Annotated in this window: 3 protein-coding genes and 1 pseudogene; 1 reads left to right on the forward strand and 3 read right to left on the reverse strand. The window is 70.2% G+C overall.

Annotated elements, in window-relative coordinates:
• Positions 1–3: 3 nt before the first annotated feature.
• The 3 genes from EFL26_RS08720 to EFL26_RS08730 all read right to left on the reverse strand — a co-directional run bounded on the left by EFL26_RS08720 (position 4) and on the right by EFL26_RS08730 (position 5668).
• Positions 4–183 (reverse strand): DUF6104 family protein, encoded by a 180-nt coding sequence (locus EFL26_RS08720; RefSeq protein WP_123222512.1) that lies wholly within the window; start codon positions 181–183, stop codon positions 4–6.
• 43 nt (positions 184–226) lie between these two features.
• On the reverse strand, positions 227–4012 hold the full coding sequence (locus EFL26_RS08725) for a multifunctional oxoglutarate decarboxylase/oxoglutarate dehydrogenase thiamine pyrophosphate-binding subunit/dihydrolipoyllysine-residue succinyltransferase subunit (protein WP_221176902.1): 3786 nt from the start codon (positions 4010–4012) through the stop codon (positions 227–229).
• A gap of 180 nt (positions 4013–4192) precedes the next feature.
• On the reverse strand, positions 4193–5668 hold the full coding sequence (locus tag EFL26_RS08730; RefSeq protein ID WP_183408098.1) for an alpha/beta hydrolase family protein: 1476 nt from the start codon (positions 5666–5668) through the stop codon (positions 4193–4195).
• 976 nt (positions 5669–6644) lie between these two features.
• Between EFL26_RS08730 and EFL26_RS08735 the strand changes: the two are divergent.
• Positions 6645–7516: pseudogene (locus tag EFL26_RS08735) on the forward strand (HNH endonuclease signature motif containing protein); the annotation flags it as partial.

The following is a 7516-nucleotide window of genomic DNA, read 5'->3' on the forward strand; positions in this document are numbered from 1 at the left end:
GGACTACTCGTCGTCGGGGTCGTCGCCGCGCGCCAGCCAGGTGGCCAGCCGCTCCACGGCAACCTCGAACTCAGGATGCACGTCGACGAAGTCGCGCAGCTGGTCTGCCAGCCACGCCAGGCTGACCTCCTCGTCGCCCCGGCGCTTCTCCAGCTCCTCGATGCCGCGATCGGTGAAGTACATACCCTCTCCGGTGGTTGAGGTGCGAGCCTGCGAGCCTCGAAACCTACGCGAACGCCTGGTCCATCAGCGACTTCTGCTCCTCCACGTGGCGGGAGTGCTGGCCGACCGACGGCGAGGAGGACTCCGGCCGCGAGATCACGGCGACCTCCTGGTCGAGCTGGGGGAAGAGGTTCAGCCGGAAGTGCGGCGCCGGGCCCATGTTGGTCGGCTCGTCCTGGATGTAGCGCACCTCGCGCAGGTTCGGGAAGCGGCCGAGCTCGGTCTTCAGCTCCTCGAGGGGGCGGGGGTAGAGCTGCTCGATCCGCACGATCGCCGTCGTCGGTTCCTCGCCCTCCCGCTTGCCCCGCTCGACCGCGAGGTCCCAGGTGATCCGGCCGCTGCAGAGCAGCACCCGGGTGACCTTGTCGGGGTCGACGATCGAGTCGCCGATGACCGGCGCGAACGAGCCCTGGGTGAAGGCCTCGGGCTGTGAGGCCGCCTCCTTGCGCTTGAGCATCGACTTCGGGGTGAAGATGATCAGCGGCTTGTGCTCCTCGCCGAGGGCGTGCCGCCGGAGCAGGTGGAAGTGGCTCGCCGGCGTCGACGGCTGGGCGACCACGAAGGCCTCGTCGGCCGCCATCTGCAGGAACCGCTCGATCCGGGCGGACGAGTGGTCGGGACCCTGGCCCTCGTAGCCGTGCGGCAGCAGCAGCACGACCCCGGACTGCTGGCCCCACTTGGTCTGCCCCGCGGTGATGTACTCGTCGGTGATGATCTGCGCGCCGTTGACGAAGTCGCCGAACTGCGCCTCCCAGCACACCAGCGCGTCGGGGCGAGCCACCGAGTAGCCGTACTCGAAGCCGAGCGCGGCGTACTCGCTGAGCAGCGAGTCGTAGACGTGGAAGGGCGCCTGGTCCTCGGTGAGGTTGGCCAGCGGCGTCCACTCGTTGGCGTTGCGCCGGTCGATGATCGTGGCGAACCGCTGCACGAAGGTGCCGCGCCGGGAGTCCTGGCCGGCGAGGCGCACCGGGCGGCCCTCCATGAGCAGCGAGCCGAAGGCGAGGATCTCGCCCGTGCCCCAGTCGATCGGGCCCTCGTTGATCGCGGCGGCCCGGCGCTGCAGCTGCGGGAGCACCTTGGGGTGCACGGTGAAGCCCTCGGGCGGGGTGACGTAGGCGTCGGCGATGCGCTTCATCGCCTCGACCGAGATCGCGGTCGTGGTGGTCGCCCCGATCTTCTCCGGGTACGCCGGGACCGTGGTCCACTCGTCGGGGCGGGTGTTGGCCTCACGGACCTCGGTGAAGACCCGCTCCAGCTGCTGCTGGTAGTCCTTGAGGACCTGCTCGGCCTCCTCGACCGTGATGTCGCCACGACCGATCAGGGACTCGGTGTAGAGCTTGCGCACCGAGCGCTTCTGCTCGATCAGGTCGTACATCAGCGGCTGCGTGTACGACGGGTCGTCGCCCTCGTTGTGACCACGCCGCCGGTAGCAGACCAGGTCGATCACGACGTCCTTGTTGAAGGCCTGGCGGTACTCGAAGGCAAGCCGTGCGACGCGGATGCACGCCTCCGGGTCGTCGCCGTTCACGTGGAAGATCGGCGCCTGGACCATGCGGGCGACGTCGGTGCAGTAGAGCGAGGACCGGGACGACGCGGGCGAGGTGGTGAAGCCGACCTGGTTGTTCACCACCACGTGGATGGTGCCGCCGGTGCGGTAGCCACGCAGCTGGGAGAGGTTCAGCGTCTCGGCCACGACACCCTGGCCGGCGAACGCCGCGTCACCGTGGATCAGCAGTGGCAGCACCGGGTAGGCGGCACCGCGGTTGAGCACGTCCTGCTTCGCGCGGGCGATGCCCTCGAGGACCGGGTCGACCGTCTCGAGGTGGGAGGGGTTCGCCGCGATCGAGACCTTGATCTTGTCCCCCGAGCCCGCGACGAAGGCGCCCTCGGCGCCGAGGTGGTACTTCACGTCGCCCGAGCCCTGGACCGTGCGCGGGTCGATGTTGCCCTCGAACTCGCGGAAGATCTGGTTGTAGGACTTGCCCACGATGTTCGCGAGCATGTTCAGCCGGCCGCGGTGGGCCATGCCGATGCAGACCTCGTCGAGCGCGGCTTCGGCGGCCGCCTCGCAGATCTCGTCGACGAGGGGGATCGTGGTCTCTCCGCCCTCGAGGCTGAACCGCTTCTGCCCGACGAACTTCGTCTGCAGGAAGGTCTCGAACGCCTCGGCCTGGTTGAGCTTGAGCAGGATCCGCAGCTGCTCCTCGCGCGGCGGCTTCTGGTGCGGCTGCTCCACCCGCTGCTGGATCCAGCGGCGCTGCTCGGGGTCCTGGATGTGCATGTACTCGATGCCGACGGTGCGGCAGTAGGAGTCGCGCAGGATGCCGAGGATGTTGCGCATCTTCATGAACCGGCGCTCGCCGCCGAAGGATCCGGTGGCGAACTCGCGGTCGAGGTCCCACAGGGTCAGGCCGTGCGACTCCACCTCGAGGTCGGGGTGGCTGCGCTGCTTGTACTCCAGGGGGTCGGTGTCGGCCATCATGTGGCCGCGCACCCGGTAGGCGTGGATCAGCTCGAGGACGCGGGCCTGCTTGCTGACGTCGTCGTCGTGGCTGGCCGAGACGTCCTTGCTCCAGCGGATCGGCTCGTAGGGGATCCGCAGGGAGCGGAAGATCTCGTCGTAGAAGTCCTCCTCGCCCAGCAGCAGACCGTGCACGCGGCGGAGGAACTCCCCGCTCTGCGCTCCCTGGATGACCCGGTGGTCGTACGTCGAGGTCAGCGTCATCACCTTGCTGACCGCGTTGCGGGTGAGCGTCTCGTCGGAGGCGCCCTGGAACTCGGGCGGGTAGTCCATCGAGCCGACGCCGATGATCGCGCCCTGCCCCTTCATCAGGCGCGGCACCGAGTGGTTGGTGCCGATCGTGCCCGGGTTGGTGAGGCTGATCGTGGTGCCCTGGAAGTCGGAGACCTCGAGCTTGTTGTTGCGCGCCTTCTTGACGATCTCCTCGTACGCCGTCCAGAAGTGCGCGAAGCTCATCGTCTCCGCCGCCTTGATGCTCGGCACGAGCAGCTGGCGGGTGCCGTCGGGCTTGGCCAGGTCGATGGCGAGGCCGAGGTTGATGTGCGCCGGCTGGATGAGGGTCGGCTTGCCGTCGATGACGTCGTACCCGACATTCATCTCGGGCATCGACTTGATCGCCTTGACCAGGGCGAAGCCGATGATGTGGGTGAAGGACACCTTGCCGCCGCGTGCGCGGGCGAGGTGGTTGTTGATCACGATCCGGTTGTCCCACAGCAGCTTGACCGGGACCTGCCGGACGCTGGTCGCGGTCGGCACGGTGAGGCTGACGTCCATGTTCTGCGCCGTCCGGGCGGGTGCCCCGCGCAGGACGGTGTAGGTCGGCTCGTCGGACGCCTCGGCGGCCTTCGGCTTCGACGGCTCCTTCGGCACCGGCTTGCTCGCCGGAGCGGCCGCCGCGGGCGTGGCCGAGCGGGCGGAGGGGTCACCGGCCGCGGCCGGCGTGGCGGCGTCCGACGGCTTCGCCACCGGGGTGGGCGCCGGCTTCGCCTCGGCGGGGGCCGTGCTGGCGGGGGCAGGGGTGGCCGCTCGGGCAGGCGCCTGGGCGGGGGCCTGGCTCGCCGTCGGGGCCGAGGCGGGCTTCGGGTCCTGGGTGGGCGACTGGTTCGTCGCCTGGTTCGCAGCCTGCTTCGCCGTGCCGCTGGTCGGCGCATCGCCGTTGCGATACTGCTTGAAGAAGTCCCACCAGGCGGGATCCACGTTGTTCGGATCCTTCTGGTACTGCTCGTACATCTCGTCGACGAGCCACTCGTTGGCTCCGAACGCGGACATGGGGTCTTCGACGGGCACGGCCTGGATCGCCTCATTCTTCTTCGTGGCGCTGCGTTGACCTAGCAAGGCTAGCCCGGCGCCGGGTGGCATATCAGTGGCTGGAACGAGAATCGCGCCCGCGCCGCCGGGACGATTCTCTCGATATCAAGATAATGGATTCCGGCCCCGATCCCCAGCGGTTCAGGGGGTACAACCGCCGATGTCGCCGATGTCACCTTCCTCGCGGAGTGCCCCGTGTCCGTCGGCTCCGTCGTGGAGGGCGTACGCGGAGCAGTAGTAGAAGCTGAGGAGGCTGCCGCGGTCGAGGGTGACGGGAGCCCAGACGCCCCTGCCGCGCGGCTCCAGGTAGCGCAGCGAGGTGCCGAGGAGCGCGCCGGTGTCACCGTCGTGCTTCAGGTACCGACCGAGCCAGGCCTGCACGTAGGCGCTGGTCAGGTCCTGTCCCCAGCGGCTGGCCGGGAGCACGTAGGGGATGTCGGCGTACTCGAGGTGGGTGGAGGCGCGGGGCACGACGAGCATGCTGTCGACCCCGGCGGCGCGCCAGTCGTCGAATCCGGTCCGGCGCTCCCGCATCGGGTCCGGGTTGCCCGGGGTGGGCATCAGCGAGCTGCCACCGCTCAGCGGGTACGGCGCGACCGTGAACCCGTACTCCGACTGCACCGCGAGTGCGGGCACGACGGGGCGGTTGTCGGCGTTGTCGCCGGCTCCGGGCAGCGCGGGGAAGCTGGGTCCGGCCAGCTTGTCCAGCGCGACGACGGTCTCGACCCGCGGATCGGTGGCCTGCAGCTTCGAGACCGCGAACGCGCCCATCGAGTGCCCGATGAGCGCGATGCGGGTCGTCCGGCCCGGCGTGACGCCCGCCCGGTCCGGCGAGCGGTCGAGCAGCGCGGCGTACGGGTCGGCGGGGGAGAGGAAGAAGTCGAGCGCGTCCTCGGTGCCGGTGGTGAAGTTGGCGAGCTGCTGGAAGGGCACGCCCGGGCACCCGAGCACGTTGCCGTCGACGGGCGCGGCGAACGGGTTGCAGAAGGGGAAGACGCCGCCGGTCGTGTGCGGAAGCGTCTCGCTGGTGCCCTCGCCCTGCACGTCGAAGGTCAGCACGACGTAGCCACGCTCCGCCAGGTCCTCGGCCAGCCAGGTGTACATGCCCTCGGACCCCTGGACGGAACCCGGCGTGATCACGACGCCGGGGAACGGCCCGGTGAGCCGCGCCCCGGTGTAGGGGTCCGTGGCCCCGGCGAGCGGGGCGTAGACGGTGCCGCGGAGGAGGGCGCCGTACCGGTTGAGGAACGAGACCTTCTGCGAGCGTCCGCGCGTGCCGTTCCACCCCGCGCGCAGCGGGTTGCCGACGTTCCATCCGGGCACGACGTTGCCCGGGTCGAGCGCCGGCCGCGTGGGCGTGGCTGCCTGCGCGAGCAGCTGGGAGGCGGTGAGCAGGCTCGACTCACGGATGAGCGCGGGCAGGTAGTTGGGGTTCGCCAGCTGCCCACCCGGGCCGGTGACCCGGCCGTAGGCGTCGGACATGTTGGCGAGATCGCGCGCTAGGTACGCCGGCGTGCCCGGCTGCGGTGCGTCGCTCGCGTGGGCCGGGTTCAGCGGGCCGAGGGTGCCGAGGGCGAGCAGGCAGGTGGCGAGGAGGAGCGCACGGATCCGAGGCATGTTCGGCTCAACGAGCGAGCGGGGGATGGGCGACGGTGTGGGCGAGCCTGCCGGAACCACGCTCGCAGCGTCGCGGTCGGAGCCGGGGGAACCGGCGGCGACGACGAGGGACGGCGTCGGGCTGGTCTCGCTGTCGGCCGCCGGTCTGGCGTGCGTTCGGTGGTTGAGCTTGCCTCAACCGCTCTCGTCGGCAGGGAGCCAACCACCGCTGGTTGAGCCTGCCGAAACCACGCTGTCGGGGTGGCGGACTGTGCCGGGGGGACGGCAGCGACGGCGCGGTACGGCGCGGGGCCCGGGTCCTGCTCTCGGCCGCCGGTCTGCGTCGCACTCGGTGGTTGAGCTTGCCTCAACCGCGCTCGTCGGCTGGCGGTCTGTGCCGGGGGAACGGGCAGCGACGACGGGGGACGGAGCACGGTTGAGTTCTGCTGTCGGCTGCGGCTCGGCGCCTGGGTGGTTGAGGTGCGAGCGCCAGCGAGCCTCGAAACCACCCGTCGGGCAGGGACCCAGCCACCGACCGCTGAGCCAACCTCCAGGTGGTTGAGCCTGCCGAAACCACCCGCACTGCACGGGGCCCCGGTGGGTCGCGGTGAGCCGCGAAAGATTCTCGAGAATTCTTCCGAATTCCCTTACCAGCAAGGGCATTCGGGCCCATTTCTGTCGGTGGTCACCCCTAGATTCGAACCAGGAACCCGACCACCAGCACCGACCGCGGCACCGCGGCTGGTGCTGTGCTCGGGTCGATCCGGCAGGCCCGGGCCGAGGCGAACGCAGCCGAAGCCCGCGTCCTCGCCACCGCCCTGGAGTGGGCGCACCTGCACGTGGTCGACGACGTCGACGACGCCTGCACGCTGGTGACCGGGACCGGTCGGGACACCGGGATCCCGATCGCCGGCGAAGGCGCACCCTGGTCAGTGAGTTCGCGGTCTGGGAGCTCGCCGCCGCCCTCGGGTTGTCCATCGAGTCGGGTCGGAACCTGGTGGCCCAGGCCCTCGAGCTGGCCCACCGGTTGCCGAAGACCTGGGCACGGGTGCAGGCCGGGTCGTTGGCGCCGTGGCGGGCCAAGCGGATCGCTGATGCCACCCTCCACTTGAACCAGGAGGCCGCTGGGTTCGTGGACGCCCAGGTCGCTCCGTTCGCGCACAAGACCGGACCCACCCAGTCCCAACGGCTGGTCGACCAAGCGATCGCGATGTTCATGCCGGAGCTGGCCGCCGAGCAACGCGACCGGTCCGCCGAGCAGCGGTACTTCACCATCGACCACGACCAGGTCTCCTTCGCCGGCACCAGCCGCGTCCACGGCGAGCTCGACCTCGCCGACGCCATCGACCTCGACGACGCCGTCCGCCGCGGAGCCGAACAACTCGCCGCGCTGGGCAACGAGGAGTCCCTCGACGTTCGCCGGTCACTCGCGGTCGGGATGCTCGCCCGGGGTCAGCAGGCGATCGAGTTCGAGGCTGGGGTGGTTTCGGCAGGCTCAACCACCCCGTTGGGCGGCTCAACCAGCCCCAAGGCCCGCGACGTCGTGCTCTACGTGCACCTCTCCGAGGACGCCCTCCGCTCCGGTGATCACAACGCCCCGGCGTGGCTGGAGAACGCGGGCGGACACCTCGTCACTGCTGGGCAGGTCGCCGAGTGGTGCGGGGTTTCGGCAGGCTCAACCACCGGGAACGGCTCAACCACCAGGAACGGCTCAACCACCGGGACCACGAAGATCACCGTCAGGCCGGTCCTCGACCTCGCCGAGACCCTGCAGTCGGCCGGCTACCAGCCCAGTCCCACCCTGACCGAGCAGATCGAGCTCCGCGATCGCACCTGCGTGTTCCCCTGGTGCAACCGGCCCGCCCGAGG

Origin of the sequence: Nocardioides pocheonensis (genome assembly GCF_003725535.1) — a bacterium.
Taxonomy (GTDB): domain Bacteria; phylum Actinomycetota; class Actinomycetes; order Propionibacteriales; family Nocardioidaceae; genus Marmoricola; species Marmoricola pocheonensis.